General features: G+C 73.6%; 16 protein-coding genes. 13 read left to right on the plus strand and 3 right to left on the minus strand.

Going from position 1 to position 16514, the window contains the following annotated elements:
* Positions 1-5 precede the first annotated feature (5 nt).
* Positions 6-824 (minus strand): transglycosylase SLT domain-containing protein, encoded by an 819-nt coding sequence (locus B0675_RS07465; protein WP_081217960.1) that lies wholly within the window; start codon positions 822-824, stop codon positions 6-8.
* 593 nt (positions 825-1417) lie between these two features.
* On the opposite strand from B0675_RS07465, the gene B0675_RS42420 reads away from it, so the two are divergent.
* The 8 genes from B0675_RS42420 to B0675_RS07505 all read left to right on the plus strand — a co-directional run bounded on the left by B0675_RS42420 (position 1418) and on the right by B0675_RS07505 (position 10224).
* Positions 1418-2284 carry a hypothetical protein gene (locus B0675_RS42420; protein ID WP_277624565.1) on the plus strand — a complete coding sequence of 289 codons (867 nt, stop codon included), beginning with the start codon at positions 1418-1420 and terminating at the stop codon, positions 2282-2284.
* Positions 2281-2562, plus strand: a complete 282-nt coding sequence (locus B0675_RS07475; protein ID WP_081217966.1) for a hypothetical protein — start codon at positions 2281-2283, stop codon at positions 2560-2562. Before B0675_RS42420 ends, B0675_RS07475 begins: the two co-directional genes overlap by 4 nt.
* A 76-nt stretch (positions 2563-2638) precedes the next feature.
* On the plus strand, positions 2639-2926 hold the full coding sequence (locus tag B0675_RS07480; protein ID WP_081217968.1) for a hypothetical protein: 288 nt from the start codon (positions 2639-2641) through the stop codon (positions 2924-2926).
* A 13-nt stretch (positions 2927-2939) separates the two neighbouring features.
* On the plus strand, positions 2940-3695 hold the full coding sequence (locus B0675_RS07485) for a hypothetical protein (RefSeq protein WP_081217971.1): 756 nt from the start codon (positions 2940-2942) through the stop codon (positions 3693-3695).
* 1 nt (position 3696) lies between these two features.
* Complete coding sequence (locus B0675_RS07490; protein ID WP_081217974.1) at positions 3697-4935, plus strand: hypothetical protein; 1239 nt, start codon at positions 3697-3699, stop codon at positions 4933-4935.
* Between the two features lie 179 nt (positions 4936-5114).
* Positions 5115-6608 carry an SCO6880 family protein gene (locus B0675_RS07495; protein WP_081217976.1) on the plus strand — a complete coding sequence of 498 codons (1494 nt, stop codon included), beginning with the start codon at positions 5115-5117 and terminating at the stop codon, positions 6606-6608.
* Between the two features lie 341 nt (positions 6609-6949).
* A complete protein-coding gene (locus B0675_RS07500; protein WP_241539910.1) occupies positions 6950-8425 on the plus strand; it encodes an ATP/GTP-binding protein in 1476 nt (491 codons plus the stop codon).
* A complete protein-coding gene (locus tag B0675_RS07505; RefSeq protein WP_241539720.1) occupies positions 8422-10224 on the plus strand; it encodes a type IV secretory system conjugative DNA transfer family protein in 1803 nt (600 codons plus the stop codon). Before B0675_RS07500 ends, B0675_RS07505 begins: the two co-directional genes overlap by 4 nt.
* Here the strand turns inward: B0675_RS07505 and B0675_RS07510 are convergent.
* Positions 10142-11374, minus strand: coding sequence for a DUF418 domain-containing protein (locus tag B0675_RS07510; protein ID WP_241539721.1), 1233 nt, complete (start codon positions 11372-11374; stop codon positions 10142-10144). The two genes, B0675_RS07505 and B0675_RS07510, sit on opposite strands and share 83 nt — an antisense overlap.
* The gene (locus tag B0675_RS07515) at positions 11371-11781 is read right to left on the minus strand and encodes a hypothetical protein (protein ID WP_241539722.1); all 411 of its coding nucleotides are present in this window, start codon (positions 11779-11781) and stop codon (positions 11371-11373) included. The genes B0675_RS07510 and B0675_RS07515 overlap by 4 nt, the downstream gene beginning before the upstream one ends.
* Positions 11782-11921: 140 nt before the next feature.
* On the opposite strand from B0675_RS07515, the gene B0675_RS07520 reads away from it, so the two are divergent.
* The 5 genes from B0675_RS07520 to B0675_RS07540 all read left to right on the plus strand — a co-directional run bounded on the left by B0675_RS07520 (position 11922) and on the right by B0675_RS07540 (position 16416).
* Complete coding sequence (locus B0675_RS07520) at positions 11922-12974, plus strand: C40 family peptidase (protein ID WP_081217987.1); 1053 nt, start codon at positions 11922-11924, stop codon at positions 12972-12974.
* A gap of 181 nt (positions 12975-13155) precedes the next feature.
* A complete protein-coding gene (locus B0675_RS07525; protein ID WP_241539911.1) occupies positions 13156-13551 on the plus strand; it encodes a DUF4913 domain-containing protein in 396 nt (131 codons plus the stop codon).
* A 197-nt stretch (positions 13552-13748) separates the two neighbouring features.
* Positions 13749-14609, plus strand: a complete 861-nt coding sequence (locus B0675_RS07530; protein ID WP_143661055.1) for a hypothetical protein — start codon at positions 13749-13751, stop codon at positions 14607-14609.
* Positions 14610-14772: 163 nt separating this feature from the next.
* Complete coding sequence (locus tag B0675_RS07535; protein ID WP_081217994.1) at positions 14773-14985, plus strand: hypothetical protein; 213 nt, start codon at positions 14773-14775, stop codon at positions 14983-14985.
* Positions 14986-15072: 87 nt separating this feature from the next.
* Positions 15073-16416, plus strand: a complete 1344-nt coding sequence (locus B0675_RS07540; RefSeq protein ID WP_081217997.1) for a hypothetical protein — start codon at positions 15073-15075, stop codon at positions 16414-16416.
* The last annotated feature ends 98 nt before the right edge of the window (positions 16417-16514 follow it).

Consider the following 16514-nt stretch of genomic DNA (forward strand, 5'->3'; position numbering starts at 1 on the left):
CCTCCTCATGCGGCGGGGCCGGTCGTGGTGGCGTCCGGGTCGGGGGTGACGCCGGGGGTGGCGCCCGAGGGCGGCGCGCCGATGCCCTGGTACTTCGCGAACTGGGCGCGGATCGCGAGGACATAACCCTGGGCCTCGTTGGTCTGCGGAACGCCCTTGGCCGCCTTGACCGCGTCCATCCCGACGTCGTACGCGGCGAGCGCGAGGTCGAGCGAGGTGTTGCTCGTCCCGTCCTCGCCGGTCTCCTGGATCACGCCGTCGTCGATCAACTGCTGGCCCTGTTTGGCCAGCTCGCACAGGTAGCGGCCCTGCGCCATGATCGAGTCCTCCGCGTCCAGGGCGGAGGTCTTGCCGTTGTCGTCGTCGTCCTTGCCGTACTGCTTGAAGATCTCGGGCGGCAGCTGGGAGATGCCCTCCTCGCCGTTCGGGCCGACGAGGGTCTTGTTGAAGCCGGACTCCTTCTCGATCTGCGAGGCGATGACGATCGGGCCGATCGCGCCGCACAGTTCACCGGCGTTCTGGATGGGGTCCACCAGGTCCTCGGGCACCGTCGAGGTGTCCAGCTGTCCCTTGCCGTCGCCCTGGAAGATGCTCAGGGTCTGGTCCGCGGTGTCCTCGCTGGGGGGATCGCCGCCACCGCCGTGGAACAGCAGGTAGAGCGCGATGAGCGGGGCGAGCAGGACGCCGAACCCGCCCAGGATCACGACGACGACCAGCGTGCCGGCCAGGGCGAGCGGCGACAGCAGGCAGCCGCAACCGGTGCCCGCGATGATGCCGTTCCGGACGGCGGTCGACGCACCGCCTTCTCCGCCTTCTCCACTCATGGCGCCCGCCTTCTTCCCCACACCTTGAACCGCTGCGGCCACATGACCCGTTGTGCTGTCCGACGGGCTCGACAGATCCAAACGGCGCCCGGAGCAAAGAAGTTCAAACCAGTGGAAACCAGATGAGCCAAAGCAGCGGATTCACGAGCGAAGAGGGGGGCGGGGCACACATGGGCACTCCTTCGGCACTGCCGTCGGGCCCGGGGTCATGGGTACGGGGACCGAAGAACCCACAGCCGACGCCTCCGGAAGCGCGGCCCGCTCCCGAGGCCGACGGGACCGCCGCGGAGCCCGCCGGCTCCCCGGCTGCCCCGCAGGCACCGGCCGGAAACCCGGCCGCCCCGGTCCTCCCGGCACACCCGACATCCCCGGCCCCGCAGCAGATACCCGGCGCCGGGCAGCAGGCGGCTCCGGCCGGTCCGCACGGGGCACCTCGGGTTCCCGCGGCGCAGGCCCCTGTCGGGCCCGCCGCCCCGCAGGCCCAGGCGGCTCCGGTGCAGGCTCCCCCGGCGCAGGCGACTCCGGTCCAGGCGCCCCCCGTCCAGGCGGCGCCCGTTCACGCGCAGCCCGTCCAGGCGCCCCCCGTTCACCACGTGGCACCGCAGGCACAGCCGGCGCCCGTACAGCAGGCTCCTGTGCAGGCGGCCCCCGCCCCGGCGGCTCCGGTCCGGCCCGGCGGACCGCAGGCCCCGGCAACCCCGGTCGCATCAGCTCCTGTTCAGCACGGGCATCCTCACCAGAGCGCGCCTCAGGCCACGTTCCAGCAGGCCGCCGACGCGCAGTACGTCGCCCCCGCCCCGCAGCCGGCACCCGCGCCACAGGCCGTGGCGCAGGCCCGGTCCGCCGCCCCCGTGGCCCCGCAGCCGACCGCCCCCGCCGCACCCGCACCCCGGAAGGCCGCCGCGCGCCCCAAGGCCGCGGCCGCCCCGGCGCGGGCGGCCGGCGGGCGGCGGCCTGCTCCGGCCGCCGACGCCGAGCCCGGCTGGGGCCGGCCCAAGAAGCCCCGGCCCGCCCGCGGGAAATCGCGCGACGACGTCGGCTGGGTGAAGGCCCACGGCGGATCCGGCGCGACCTCGATGGTCGAGGCCTTCGGCGGCGTCGACGTGGGAGCCCGCTGGCCCGACCCGGCCCGCGGCGAACCGCGCCGGGTCGTGCTCGTCGGCCGCACCAGCGCGCGCGGGCTCCAGTCCGTCTCCCAGGCACTCGGCGCGCTGAAGGACGGCAACGCCCCGCAGGGTCTCGAACTGCTCGGCGTGGTCCTCGTCGCCGACGCCCCCGGACGGCTGCCGCTCAGCCTGCTCCGCCGTATCCGCGTGCTCCGCTCGGTCGCCCGCGTGCACCGCGTGCCGTGGATCCCGGCCTGGCGCACCGGCGGCCGGCCGAGGTCCGTCCCCAGGCAACTCGCCACGCTCTCCAAGCTGGTGGGCGGCGAGCTCTACGGCGAGGGAGCCGTGTCATGACCCCACCCCTCCTCGACGCGCGGTTCCTCGCCGCGTACACCCCGCCCGTGGGTGCCGACACGATCCTCGGCCTGCTCGCCTGGTGCGCCTCGGCGTGCGGGGTCGGGGGACTGATCATCGTCGGCATCCAGATGGCGCTCCAGCTGCGCCGCGGCGACCCCGGCGAGGGCGGCGAGCACTTCCGCGGCGTCTTCTTCGTCACCCTCAGCTGCCTGGTCGCGACCTGCGCCGGGCCGCTCGTCGCGGCCCTCGGCAGCCTCCAGCTCCTCGGTCCCTGACCGCACCACCCCCGCGCAACACCAGTCACCCAGTCGCCCACCGCTCGTGCCGGGCGCCGATTCCTCGGAGATCCCCATGTCCTCTCTGCTCTACGAAGCCTCCAACATCCTCGCCGCCGGTGTCCCCCAGCCGGCCCGCAACGCCCCCGGTGAGCTGACCAGCAAGGTCAACACGGTCCTCGGCATAGCCGCCTGGGCCGGCACCGCCGCCGGTGTCGCCGGAGTGCTCATCACCGGCGCGATGATGGCCGTCTCGGTGAAGCGCGGCGAGAGCTCGGAGCACATGAGCCGGCTCGGCATGGTCCTCGGCGGCTGTGTCCTCGTCGCCACCGCGGGCCCGCTGATCAGCTTCGTCTTCGCGTAAGCGGGCGCCGGTCGTGAAGTTCACACGCAGGGAGCGCCGGCTCGCGGAGACCGGGCCGTACTACAAGCAGCGCAGCTGGCAGCTGTCGGCGGGGTTCATCGGCATCGTGGTCGTGGTGGGCGGCATCGTCAGCCTGTTGTCCGGCCCGGGCGCGAAGGCGGACGGTACGAACACCGCGGCCTCCGAAGGGCCCCTGTCCCAGGTCTCCGCCACGAAGGACGGCCGGCCCAAGGGCTGCAGCACCGACGACAGCGCCGGTTCCGCACTGCCCAAGGCCGCGCCCAAGGACGTGACCTGGCGCACCCTCGGGGTCGCGCGGGTGCCGATCTCCGCCTCGGCGGGCCCCACCCTGATTCAGGGGCCGCTGTGGTGGTGCTACGCGCACACGCCCGCCGGGGCCGCGCTGGCCGCGCACATCATCCCGTCGCAGATGAGCGGATCGCACTGGCGCACCGTCACCGAACAGCAGGTGGTGGCCGGGCAGGGACGCGAGATGTTCGAGTTCCAGCGGGCCACCGTCGCGAACACGGACGGGCAGGGCGACGGCACGGCCGTCGCCTCGTACGTCGGCTTCTCGGTGACCGCCTACACGGAGTCGGCGGCGACGGTGCGGCTGCTCCTGAAGAGCGCCCAGGGATATGCGGCGACCACCATCTCCCTGCGCTGGAGCGGCGGCGACTGGAAGGTGCGGCCCGACGACAACGGGTCCCTGCACTCCCCGGTGTCCTCGGTCCAGACCACCAACGGCTTCACCCTCTGGGGGGTCTGACGTGAACTGCACGTCCGGAAATCCGGTCATCGACCTGGTGAAGGGTTTCTTCAGCTTTCTCGGCGACCCCATCGGCACGATCGTCGACCTGATCGCGAAGACCATTCTCGCGGGCGCGGTCGCCGTGTTCGCGGCGCTGACCACCAACGTCCCGACGCTGGAACAGACCGACACGTCGAAGGGCATCAGCGCCGACACGCAGTGGATCGTCGTCTACCTGGCCGTCGGCTCGCTGCTCTTCGCCGCCTGCCGCATGGCCATCGAACGCAAGGGGGACGCGGGCCGCACGGCGCTCAAGGGCATCATGCGGGTGGTGCTCGTCTCGGGCGCCGCCACCACCGTCGTGGTGGCCGCCGCGTCCGTGGGCGACAGCTACTCCAACTACCTGTTCAACAACGCCGTACGCGATTCGCTGAACAACGTCGGGGCCTGTTCGGACGGCAGCGGCATCCAGTCGTTCCTGCTGCTGGTCCTCGCGTTCCTGCTGCTGATCTCCGGGATCATCCACACGATCCTGATGTACATCCGGCTCGGCGTCATGATGCTGCTGCTGGGCACCCTTCCGCTGGCCGCCGCGGCCTCGATGACGGACTGGGGCGCCGGCTGGTGGCGCAAGCACGTCGGCTGGATGATCGCCTGGCTGCTCTACAAACCGGCGGTCGCCCTCGTCCTCAACGCGGGCATGGCGATGATCAATTCGGGCCAGAACAGCGGCTCGGGCGACGCGGCCACCATCAACACCCGTATCGCCGGTATCGGCGTGATGCTGCTCTCCGCCATCGCGCTGCCCGCCCTGCTGAAGCTGATCGTGCCCGCCACCGCCGCCATGGGCACCGGCAACCCGATGTCCAGCATGGGTCAGGCGGGTTCCAACCTGGCCAGTGGCGCGGTGCAGCTCGGCGGCCGGGGCGGCAGCTCCGGCGGCGGCGCGCAGGTGGGCCCGAGCGGTGCGTCCGGCACGGGCGGCGCGAACGGGTCCGGCGGTTCGTCCGGCTCGGGCGGTTCCTCCGGTGCGGGCGGCGAGGCCGGCGCGACCGGATCGGGCGGCGCGAACGGCGCGGCGGCCGCGGGCCGGGCCGGCGGTGCCTCGGGTGCCGGAGCCGCGGGCAGCGGTGCCGCGGCGGCGGCGGGACCCGCGGGGGTCGCGGTGCTCGCGGCGGTGGCCGCGGCACAGGTGGCCGGCTCGGCGGTCTCCGGCGCCGTGGAAGGCGCCGACGGCGAGCTGGGCAACAACAAGTGACGCACGGGGAGCCGACGGCGGCCGGACCACGCCTCTGACGCGTCCGCCCCGCGTCTCCCCCACGACCGGCCGCCGGGCTCCCTTCCCCCCTGGGAGTCCGGCGGTCTCCTCCTCGCCACCCGCCCGACCGCCCCACCGCCTGCCGTACTCCCCATCACTTCACGAAGGGAACCGGACTCATGTCCACGGAAGCCGCCACCCATCCGACCTACGGAAACTGGCGCAGGCCACGGCGACCGGGGCTCGGACCGCTCGGACTCGTCGGCACCTTCGGGGTGTTCGGCGGTCTCATCGTCACCCTGCTCGCGTCGCTGATCTCGCTGTACGCGGCGCTGGTCGTGCTCGTCCCGATCGTCGTCTTCCTGGTGCCGCTGTCCATCCGCACCCAGGACGGCCGCAACGTCTACCAGCTGATCACGCTGCGCGTGGGCTGGTGGCGCCGCAAGGCGAAGGGCGCGCACCTGTACGTCTCCGGTCCGCTGTCCGCCCGTCCCGGCGGCCGGTTCCGCCCGCCGGGCCTGCTCAACAAGGTCACCGCGACCGAGGGCAGGGACGCCTACGACCGCCCCTTCGGTGTCCTGCACCACCCGGTCCGCAACCTGTACACGATCGTCCTCGGCTGCGACCCCGACGGCGGTTCGCTCATCGACCCGGACCAGGTCGACGTCTGGGTCGCGCTGTGGGGCGAGTGGCTGGCCCGGCTGTCCCACGAACCCGGCCTGCGCGGCGCCTCCGTGATCGTGGAGACCGCCCCCGACCCGGGCACCCGCCTCGCCCACGAGGTGCTCCCGCGCATCCACCCCGACGCCCCGCCGGCCGCCCGTGCCGTGATGGAGGAGGTCGTGGAGCGGTACCCGAGCGCGTCCTCGGAGATGCACACGTACATCACCCTGACCTACGGCGTCCCGCCGGGTCAGCGGCGCAAGAAGGACGACGTGATCACCGATCTCGCCATCCGCATCCCGGGTCTGCTCAGCGGACTCGTCGCGGCCGGCGGCGGTGCCGCGTACCCGCTGTCCGCGGAGCGGATCGCCGAGGTCGTCCGGGTCGCGTACGACCCCGCGGTCGCCGCCGACGTCCTCAACGCCCGTGCCCAGCAGGGCGGCACGGGCCTGGAGTGGGACGACGCGGGTCCGGCCGCCGCCGTCGAGACCGTGAACAGCTACCAGCACGACTCCGGCGTCTCCCGGACCTGGCTGCTGACCCTCGCGCCGCGCGGCACGATCCGCTCCTCGGTGCTGCGCGGCATGCTGGAGGCCGCCCCCGGCACCCGGCGCAAGCGGGTCGCCCTGGTCTACCGCCCCATCGACCCGGCCACCTCGGCCCGCATCGTGGAGGCGGACCGCCGCAGCGCCCAGTTCATGGCGACGTCCGGCAAGGGCATGGTCCAGGCCCGCGCGGCCTCCGAGGTGCGGGCGGCGGAGCAGACCGCGGCCGAGGAGGCGTCGGGCGCCGGGCTCGTGGAGTTCTCGCTGATGCTGACGGTCACCGTGGACACCATGGAGGAGCTGGCGGACGCGAGCGTGACCGTACGCAACCTGACCGCGGCGTCCCGCGTGCTGATGCGGCCCGCGGACCGGATGCAGGCGGCGGCGTTCAGCTGCACCCTGCCCGCCGGCATCCTCCCCTGGGAGCAGACCCTCATCCCGCACGAGCTGCAGGAGGCGCTGTGAGCCGCCGCCGCGAGGAGAAGCTGGCCGAGCGGGCCGACCGGCTCGCCGAGGAGCAGGCGTTCAGAGCCGCGGCCCCGGGCGGGCCCGGCGTGGAGAAGCCCGGACGGAAGAGGAAGGCCAAGGCGGTCGAGGACGTCGGGGCGCACCTCGCTCCCGACGCCGTCCCCACCGGCGCTCCGGCCCCCGACGGGAACGGCCGGGCGGCCGGAGCGGGGAAGTCCGGCAGGGCCGCGAAGTCCGGGAAGGAGAAGGCTCCCGGGAGGACCAAGGAGCTGTTCGTCCCGCACCGCGGCTGGTACGGCGTGGGCGGCGGCCGGGTCGGCTACATGGACCCGCCCACCATGTGGCGCGCGACGACCGTGCAGGCCTGCGGCATGTGGCCCTTCGCCGCCGGTTCCGGCTCACCGATGACCGGAGTGCCGCTCGGACAGCACCTGTTCACCGGCGCCACCGTGTGCGGCGACCCGCTGAACTGGTTCACCCGGGCCCGCTACATCTCCAACCCCTCCCTGTTCATGCTCGGCATGCCGGGTCTGGGCAAGTCCACGCTGGTCAACCGGATGCTGATCGGGCTCGCCGCCACCGGTGTCGTCCCGCTGGTCCTCGGCGACCTCAAGCCGGACTACGCCGACACCGTGCGCGCCCTCGGCGGCCAGGTCATCTCCATCGGCCGCGGCCGGGGCGGCATCAACGTCCTGGACCCGGGGGCGATGGGCGCGGCCGCCGCGAGGATCGGCGGCGAGGCCGGCGAGGTGCTGAAGGCCGAGGCGCACGGCCGTGTCCTGAACATGGTCGCCGCGCTCGTCACCATCGTCCGCGGCCGGCCGATGGACGACCACGAGCAGTCCGTGCTCTCCGCCGTCCTGCACCACCTGCGCGAACGCACCCCGGAGGGCCGCACCGTGCTGCTGCCCGACGTGCTGCGGGTCCTCACCGAGGGTCCGCCCCGGGTCCGTGCCGTCACGCTCGACCGGGGCGACGACGCCCGCTACCGGGACGCCGTCGACCCGCTGCACCGCTCGCTGCTCGGCATCCTCGACGGCCCGCTCGGCGACACCTTCGCCTCCGAGACGTCCACCCGGATCGACCCGAACGCGCCCGCCGTGTGCATCGACATCTCCGGCATCGGCGAGGCCGACACCCAGCTGACCGCCGCCGCGATGCTCGCCGCCTGGTCCGACGGGCTCGGCACGGTCGCCGCCTCGCACGCCCTCGCGGACGCCGGACTGGCGCCCAGGCGCTGGTTCTTCACCGTCCTCGACGAACTGTGGCGCCCGCTGCGCGCGGCCTCCGGCATCGTCGACCGCATCGACGCGCTGACCCGCCTCAACCGCTCGCTCGGCCTCGGCGACGCGAAGATCACGCACACCCTCAAGGACGCCGAGGCCCTCGGCACCGACGCGGACCGCGCCAAGGCGCGCGGCTTCGTCGAACGGGCCGGGATGGTCGTGTGCGCGGGGCTGCCGCGGACCGAGATGGAGGACCTGGGCAAGGTCGTCGGCCTGTCCCGGCGCGAGATCGAACTCGTGTCGTCCTGGTCGTCGCCGCCCGGCTGGGGCGTGAACGGCGACAACGAGGAGCCGCCCGGCCGCGGCCGCTTCCTCATCAAGGTCGGCGGACGGCCCGGCATCCCCATCAAGGTCGCCATCACCGACGCGGAGCGCCACCTGCACAACACCAACACCCGCTGGACGCCGAACGAGGACGCCGTCGAGCAGGCGGCGGCACGTGCCGCGCAGCAGGTCGCCCGGGCCGCCCAGGAGGGCGTGCTGCCCGGCGGGCCCGGCACCGAGACGGCGGGGAGGTGGACCGCGTGAGCGCTCCCCGCGGCGGAGGCGGCGGCGACCTGCACGACCTGCTTCCGTGGGCGATCGTCGCGGTCGCCGGCACCGGCCTGGTGATGTTCACCGTCGCCTGGTCCGGCGGGACCCTCGGCGCCGGCCTGTCCGGCAACGGCTGGGACGCCCCGCCGTTCGCGCTGTCCACCATCGCCCACCTGGTCTCCGACGGGCCCGGTGCCCTGTGGCCGGCCGCGCCGCCCGCCGCCGTCTACGCGGGCATGCTGGGCCTGCTGGTCCTCATCGCGGTCCCCCTCGCCCTGGTCGTCCGGCTCCTCATGGACCGGTCGGCACGCCCCAAGGGTCTGGCCGGGCGGCGTGAGCTCGCCGCCATGTGCCCCAAGGGCATCGAGTCCCGCGCGCGCGAGCTGCGCCCCGGGCTCAAGGGCCGCGACCAGGTGCACCCGGACGAGACGGGCAACCTCCTCGGCGACCTGGAGCCCAAGGGCCCCGAACTGCGCAGCAGTTACGAGGACGTCGAGCTGGACCTCATGGCGCCCCGCGCCGGCAAGTCCACCGGGATCGCGGTGCCCCGGGTGCTGCGCGCCCAGGGCGCGGTGCTGCTCACCTCCAACAAGGCCGACGTGTACGCCGTGACCCGTGCCGAGCGCGCGAAGGCGGGCACGGTCTGGACGTTCGACCCGCAGGGCATCGCGCACACCCCGCGCGCCCTGTGGTGGAACATCCTCGGCGAGTGCCACACCATCGAGGGCGCCCGCCGGATGGCCGGGCACTTCGTCGCCTCCGTCAACGACGACACGGCGAAGAAGGACTTCTGGATCTCGGCCGCCCAGAACACCCTGACCGCGCTGTTCCTCGCCGCCGCGCGCGGCCGGGCCCCGCTGACCGAGCTCCTCGCCTGGCTCGCCGACCCCGCCGACCGCACCCCGATCGACCTGCTGCGCGAGGTCGGACTCGTCGCGATGGCCGAGCAGTTGCAGGGAACGGTGCGGGGTGCGGTGGAGACCCGGGACGGCATCTACGAGACGGCGCGGCAGACCGTGTCCTGCCTCCTCGACCCGGAGATCCTCGCCTGGGTCACCCCGGACCCCGACCTCCCGGAGTTCCGGCCCGACCGGCACGTCCTCGGCCACGACACGCTCTACCTGCTGTCGAAGGACGGCGGCGGCTCGGCCGCCGGCGTCATCGCGGGGCTCGCGGACGCGACGATGCGGGCGGGCGTCGTGGCCGCCGAGCGCATGGGGGGCCGCCTCGACCCGCCCCTGACCGCCGTCCTCGACGAGGCGGCGAACGTGTGCCGCATCTCCGATCTGCCCGACCTGTACTCGCACTTCGGCTCCCGGGGCATCAACGTCGTGACGCTGCTGCAGAGTTACCGGCAGGGCGCCCGCGTGTGGGGGGAGGTCGGCATGGACGCCCTGTGGAGCGCGGCGACCATCAAACTCCTCGGCGCCGGCCTCGACGACGCCGACTTCGTCCAGAAGATCTCCACCCTGGTCGGCCAGCACGACGTCAAGACACCGAGCATCTCGCGGAGCAAGGACGGCACGTCACGGTCGTACTCCTACCGCCAGGAGGCCGTCCTGCCGCCGGACCGGATCCGCGCCCTGCCGAAGGGCACGGCGCTGCTCCTCGCCACCGGGGTCAGGCCGGCGCTGATCCGGCTCCGTCCCTGGTACAAGGAGCCCGGCGCCGGTGCCATCTCCGCCGCGGCGAAGGCGGAGACGGCGGCGATCACTGAACGCGCGGCGAGCCGTCTGCTGCCCGGCGTGACCCTGCACAAGCCGGAGCCCGGCCGGGACGCCGCGCCAGCGTGACCGTCCTGAGCACCAGCTCGGCGGGCCCGTACCGGTACCGGCCCATCAGCCGGTACCCGTAGGCGAGTTGGAGGCCGTAGAGCAGCACGCAGCCCGCGAGGACGGCGGCGGTGCCGACGCGGTCGTACAGGCCGAGGCCGTAGCCGGTGAACACGCAGGCGAGGACGAGCGACTGGGTGAGGTAGTGGCTGAGCGCCATGCGCCCGGCGGCGGCGAGCACGTCCGCCGCCGGGCTTACGGCGTCGGCCAGCAGCAGCACCCCGCACGCGTACGACGCCGTGAGGGCGGGCGCGGTCAGCAGGGACACCGCGTGCCCGACCAGGAACCAGCGGCTGTCGAGCGGGCCGTCCGCGCAGACGGCGGTGACCGCGCCGCCCGCCAGGCCGACGGGCAGCCACCGGAGAGCGGTCCGCCGCAGCCACGCCCGGTCCCGGCCACGTCGCTCCACGAGTCCGGTCTTGGCCGCCGCGAGACCCGCGAGGAACGCGGCCAGCATGTCGGGCGTGTACATCAGGTTGGCGCCGAGCGCCGACGGCAGCTCCCGCAGATGGGCCCCGATCACCGACCCGAACCCGCCGCGGTAGGCGGCCACGGTGTCCGCGACCCGCGGCGCGTACTGGGCGGCCGTGACCGGTCCGGTCAGCGCGACGGTCAGCAGCCCGTAGGCGAGGAGCAGCACGGCCAGGCCCGCCACGAGACAGACCGCGACCCGTACGGCGGCCCGGGGGGTGAGGTCGCGCAGCCCGTACAGGACGAGGCCGAGAGCGGCGTACGTCATCAGGATGTCGCCGGGGTAGAGCAGCACGGCGTGCGCGAGTCCGAGCCCGAACAGCCCTGCTGTGCGGCGCAGATGACGTGGCGCGGAGCCGGTGTCCGAGGGGCCGGCCGCGCGGCGGTCGAGGACGAAGCTGTAGCCGAGGAGGAAGGAGAAGAGCTGGTAGGCGGTGGTGGTCGCGGTCACGCCCCAGGCGGCCGCCCGGTCCAGGGCCGAGGCGCCGGGCCCGCCGCCGAACGCCGTGTACGGGTCCGCCATCAGCTGGGCGTTGACGAGCAGGATGCCGAACAGGGCGAACCCGCGGAGCACATCGACCTCGACGACCCGGCCGCCTCGCGCTCCGGCACCGGCCGCCCCGGCCGCGTCCCCGCTCACGACGAGACCATGACCCCGGTGCCGAAGGCCAGGGTCGAGGACAGGAACCAGCCGAACGAGGGCGCCAGCAGGTAGCGCAGCGTCCACAGCCGGGCCGTGCCGGGCCGGTTCTGCGCGTAGACCACGGGCACGCTGCCGCCGACCGGCGGCAGCCCGCACAACGGCCCGCGCCACCCCGGGTCGAAGACGAGGCCGCGCCCCAGGTGGTCGGAGAACACCACGAGCCCGCCCGGCCTCCGGTCGGCGACCTTGCGGGGCGTGACCTGGCCCATCACCCGCAGACCGCGCAGCCACAGCCGTAGCGCTCCCAGCACCGACCGCGCCGCCAGCGCCAGGAATCCGAGGCCGAACCCCGTGCACAGCGCCAGCGGCACCAACTCCGCGACCATTCCGCTCCCTTCGCCCACCACCGCCTCCGAGGCACAACGTCCGGTGGTGTCCGACCGGTTCACACCGTCGCGTTGAACCACCGCCCGCCGTGGCCCCGTTGTGGGGACGACCCCCGGCTCTCTCCCATACGGCGGCTACGAAAGGAGCTTCGGCCCAGATGAGACGGACCCCGCGCGCACCCGGCCACCGGACGGCCGCGACCCTGGCTCTGGCCCTCGCGCTGACGGCGACGGCGACGGCCCAGCAGCCGGCCCGGGCCGAGCCCGCGCCTGTGCCCGGCACCCTCACCGAGGTGCGCGCCGAACTCGAACGGTTCTACCACGACGCGGAGGTGGCCACCGACAAGTACAACGCCGCCGACGAGAAGGTGACCGAGCAGGAGAAACGCGTCCACACGCTCCAGGGCCAGATCGAGACGGCCGAGACGAAGCTGGGCCGGCTCACCCGGCTGGCGGGCGCGGCGGCCCGCGCCCAGTACCGGGGCGACAGCCTCCCCGCCGAAATGCAGTTCGCCCTCGCGGAGAATCCCGAACACGCCCTGGACAACGCGTCGTTGGCGCGGCAGGCGCAACAGGCGACGCAGGGGGTGCTGACCGCGCTGACCGCCACCCGCAAGGACCTGGGAACCCGGACCGACAAGGCCACCGCCACCCTGAAGAGCCTGCGGGCGAACCGCCGCGCCAAGGACAGCGAGCGCCGGTCGGTCGAGAAGCACATCGACGACGCGAAGAAGATCGAGTCGACGCTGGAGAAGAAGGAGATCGAGCGGCTCGCCGCGCTGGACAAGAAGGACGCGGACGAAGCCCAGGCGAAGTGGGTGGGGACGGGCGTCCTCGACAAGGTCGGCACCGACGCGACCCCCGCCGGCCGGAAGGCCATCGCGTTCGCCACCCGCCAGCTCGGCAAGCCCTACGTGTGGGGCGCCGAGGGCCCCGACTCCTTCGACTGCTCCGGCCTCACCTCGCAGGCCTGGCTCGCGGCCGGCCACGTCATCCCCCGCACCTCGGAGGAACAGTGGCGCCGCCTGAAGCACGTCCCCGTCGAGGACATGCGCCCCGGCGACCTCATCATCTACTTCGCCGACGCCAGCCACGTCGCCCTCTACATAGGCGACGGCAAGATCATCCAAGCCCCTCGCCCCGGCCGCTGGGTGTACGTCTCCCCGGCGGCGTCGATGGAGATCCTCGGAGTGGTCCGGCCGGACGCGTGAACCCGGCGGGGGCGGTGCCCGTTGTGCTGCACGACCGGATGCCGAACCGCTCCGGGCCACATCCGAGCCGCCGAGAGCCACCAGGAGGGCCATGTCGACCTTGCCAACGGAGAAGCACGCTGAGCCGGAGGCGCCCGCCGCCGAGGAGAAAGCGGCGTCGGCACCGCTGTTCATCCTCTACATGGAGGGCCCCGCCTACGCGAGCACCCTGCGCCAGCTCACCCTGTGGGTCCACCACGTGCTGTTGCCGGTCTACGGCCGGGAGGTCACGTCCGGGTCCCCCTGGTGCCCGACCTGGTGGGAGCACCCCGAGGCGGTCGCCCAGCTCCACGGCCTGTGGCTCGCCTGGGGCGACCTGACCGGCCCGGGCTCCACGATGACCGGACCGGCCAGTTGGCACCGTGACTACCTGTCCTCGGTCATGGACACCCTGCGCGATCCGCAGGGTCCCTTCGCCGGCTGCAAGCCCGGGATGCACCGCCCGAAGGAGACACCCACGGTGGCCGCCATGGACCCGTTCGCCCCGCCGCCGGGATCCGCGCCTCCGCCGCCGGGCCCTCCGCCGGCCCTGGCCTGACCGGGGGCGCGCGGTCCGGCGGCGCGTGTCCCGCGCCAGGGCCCACCGAGGCGGCACTTGGCACGGAACGCGGTGAACCGGGTTCGTCGGCCCGCACGTTGTGGTGGTCGAGCTGAGCACGCGCCCGCCGCCGATGCCCACCCGGACGTCGCCGCGGGCCCGGTGCCGAGCAACTGTCCACCCCAGGAAGGGTGAAAATGCCAGATTCAACCCATTCGAGCGACAGCGAACACTCCAACGCGAGCTCCTACCACTCCGTGAGGGTCCGGAGCAGCGGGGCCGTCGAGCCGTCGAGGAGCGCGGTCCCGGACAACGCCCCGGAGCTCTTCGCGGGCGCGACCGGTATGTACGACCAGGGCGCGAGGACGTTCTACGCGGTCGACACACAGCAGCAGGCTGCGGCCCGGTGGAGCAGCAGCAACAAGGCGTGGGAGTGGATGAAGTCGAACAAGGCGAAGCTCGCCAAGGCCCTGGTCGACGTGGCTCCCACTCTCATCCAGGGCACTTCGACGTTCATCCCCGGCAGGGCCGGCACGATCGTCAACGGCGTGGGCATCGCCGCTCAGGGCGCGGTGGCCGGCCAGGAGCTCTACGGCCAGTTCCAGCAGTACCGCGCGGGCGGTGTCGTCGACGGCGTCCAGGTGGGCGCGAGCATCGGCCGGCTGGTGTCCACGGGACTCAACACGTACGGCGCCGTCGGCGACCAGGAGTCCTCGACCACCAAGATGATCGGCGGCGCGGGATCGTGGGTGGCGGGCGCGGCGACCGCGACCGACCTCACGCACCACGCCCACACGAACCAGGGTGACCTGAAGCCGGGCGACGCCGAGAACCAGATGTACGGGCTGCACAACAACCCCCAGCTCGGCAGCCAGCCGGGGCAGTTCCCGCCGGGTTACAGCGCTCCCGTGCAGCCGTCGTCGGTCTCCTCGCTCAGCCCGACGGTGAGCAGTTCGGCCTCCCGGAGGACGAACACGGGTGAGCGGTCCACGCCCGTGGTCCAGCCGAAGGACAAGGGCAAGAAGGTCGTCCGCAAGAAGGGAGGCGGGACCGGCTGAGCCGTCCCCGCCCCGTCGTACCGCACGGCCGCTCCTTCCGAGGCGCGGCCGTGCGCCGTCGTTCCGGTTCTGAACCGCCTGGCGGGTCGGCCCCGTTGTGTCTCTCGGACCCGAACCGGCGCCAGGGCGTGGGTCCCGCCCGACAGACGGGGGAGGTCCGCCCATGTCCACCGCGCACCTACGACGTTTCGCGCCGCAAGGCGTGCTCGAGCGCCGCCGGTCCGCGGCCGCCGAGAACGGGGGCTACGACCGCGCGGTCACGCCCCGTCCGGTCGGCGGCGCCCGCTGGTGCCCTGTGGTGCCACTGCCGCCGGGGCTGCTGCCCCTCCCCGCCGGATTCGAGTTGGCGGTCGCGCCGATCACGGCCGCCTCCTGACACGCCGGCCGCCGGGATCTGAACCGTTCGTCCCGGAGGCCCGTTGTGGCCCCCCGACAGCACCTCCGACCTGATTGAGGGGCAACCGTGGCGAACGACAGCGCGGCTTCCTCGGCCAGGAAGCGGCTGACCCGGAAGTCACCGGCCAAGCAGCCGGACCCGCCCGAGATGGCGCTGGCGCGCAGCCTGCTCACCACGGAATACGCCGTGCGCGGCCTGCGTCCCGGAAACGGGACGCGCTCGGGGAGAGGCGAGAGCGCCTGGGACCGGCTCGCGGACGACCTCGCCCGCTTCATCGACCGTCTCCGGGGCCGCTCACCGTCCGGCGGCTCGGCCATGGGGGCCGGCGGCGGCTCGCAGGAACCGGTGGGAGCCGGGCAGTCCGAGCCGTACCCGGCACAGGCGATGCGGGCGGCGGCACCGCAGACCCCCTCCGACCGGTCGATGCTCTCGTCGAGGGCCGCGTTCGAAGGGACGATCGCCCAGCTTCCGCCGGCCGCCCGGGAAGCCTTCGAGGACGCGGTCCTGCATCTGGTCAGAACCGAGAAGAAGTGGAAGAAGGCGTACGACAAGTCGCCCGCCGACATGCCGAGTGTCGCGATGTACGCCAACAACGCGTACCTGCGGGAGCTGCGGCGCAACGCTCCCCCGAGCACCGAGCCGGCGGCGCGCGAGCGGAGCACCTCGCAGGCCGTCCCCCCTCCGACGGTCACGGCCGAGGAGGCCATGGCCAACGCCCGGGACGCCATCATGGCCCGCGACCAGGCGCAGTTCGCGCAGCTCCGCGCCCGCTGGGAACGCCCAGCCGCCGCAGGGGAGAACTCCGTCACCCCGTCGCCCCGGAACAGCTTCGGCTCCCCCCTCGCCGACGACATGACCGACGGCCACGGCTTCCGGGAGGCCGAGCGCATCGACCTGGCGGAACGGACCAACAGCACCACCGTGATCCCGCGGGCGGGCGACACGTTCGGCGCCCACGACTTCCTCGCCGCCGAAAGCGCCTACCAGTCGAGCCTGTTGGGAGACGACGCCTACAGCACGGTGTCGGGACTGGAGCCACCGGCGCCGCCGGTGCAGCCCACGTCGGCCCCCGTACCCCCACACCTCCAGAACGAGTCGGCCCCGCGCTCCCCGCTGCCGGCCGCCGCCGACCTGGTCTCGCCCTTCCCGGCCCACGCGACCCCAGTGTCCCCGTTCTCGGGCGAGGCGGCCCCCGTGTCGCCCCTGGCGAGCCCGGCGACCCCGGTCTCCACGCCGTCGAGTCCCACCACCGCCCACTCCCTGCTCAGCAGCGAAGGGCAGCAGGTGCTACGCGACACACGCCACGCCTTCCCCACGGCGTCGGGCTCCCGGGGCGCCGACTCGTCGACGCGGGCGGCCACTCCGGTACCCGTCAGGAAGGCGTCGAACGCCTCGACGGCCCGGCGGTGACATCCCCCGCCGGATGAACCATCCACCCCTGCCCATCCGTCGTGCCTGCGGCGACGCCACCCGATCGCCGTACCAGCGCATCCCCCACGGAGAGGCAC

The sequence above is a fragment of the Streptomyces sp. M41(2017) genome (assembly GCF_002078175.1).
Taxonomy (GTDB): Bacteria; Actinomycetota; Actinomycetes; order Streptomycetales; family Streptomycetaceae; genus Streptomyces.

Bases quoted from the DNA above. Each gene is read 5' to 3' on its own strand.
- B0675_RS07465 (WP_081217960.1), bottom strand. From the start codon at position 824: ATGAGTGGAGAAGGCGGAGAAGGCGGTGCGTCGACCGCCGTCCGGAAC.
- B0675_RS07475 (WP_081217966.1), top strand. From the start codon at position 2,281: ATGACCCCACCCCTCCTCGACGCGCGGTTCCTCGCCGCGTACACCCCG.
- B0675_RS07480 (WP_081217968.1), top strand. From the start codon at position 2,639: ATGTCCTCTCTGCTCTACGAAGCCTCCAACATCCTCGCCGCCGGTGTC.
- B0675_RS07495 (WP_081217976.1), top strand. From the start codon at position 5,115: ATGTCCACGGAAGCCGCCACCCATCCGACCTACGGAAACTGGCGCAGG.
- B0675_RS07500 (WP_241539910.1), top strand. From the start codon at position 6,950: ATGTGGCGCGCGACGACCGTGCAGGCCTGCGGCATGTGGCCCTTCGCC.
- B0675_RS07520 (WP_081217987.1), top strand. From the start codon at position 11,922: ATGAGACGGACCCCGCGCGCACCCGGCCACCGGACGGCCGCGACCCTG.
- B0675_RS07525 (WP_241539911.1), top strand. From the start codon at position 13,156: ATGGAGGGCCCCGCCTACGCGAGCACCCTGCGCCAGCTCACCCTGTGG.
- B0675_RS07530 (WP_143661055.1), top strand. From the start codon at position 13,749: ATGCCAGATTCAACCCATTCGAGCGACAGCGAACACTCCAACGCGAGC.
- B0675_RS07535 (WP_081217994.1), top strand. From the start codon at position 14,773: ATGTCCACCGCGCACCTACGACGTTTCGCGCCGCAAGGCGTGCTCGAG.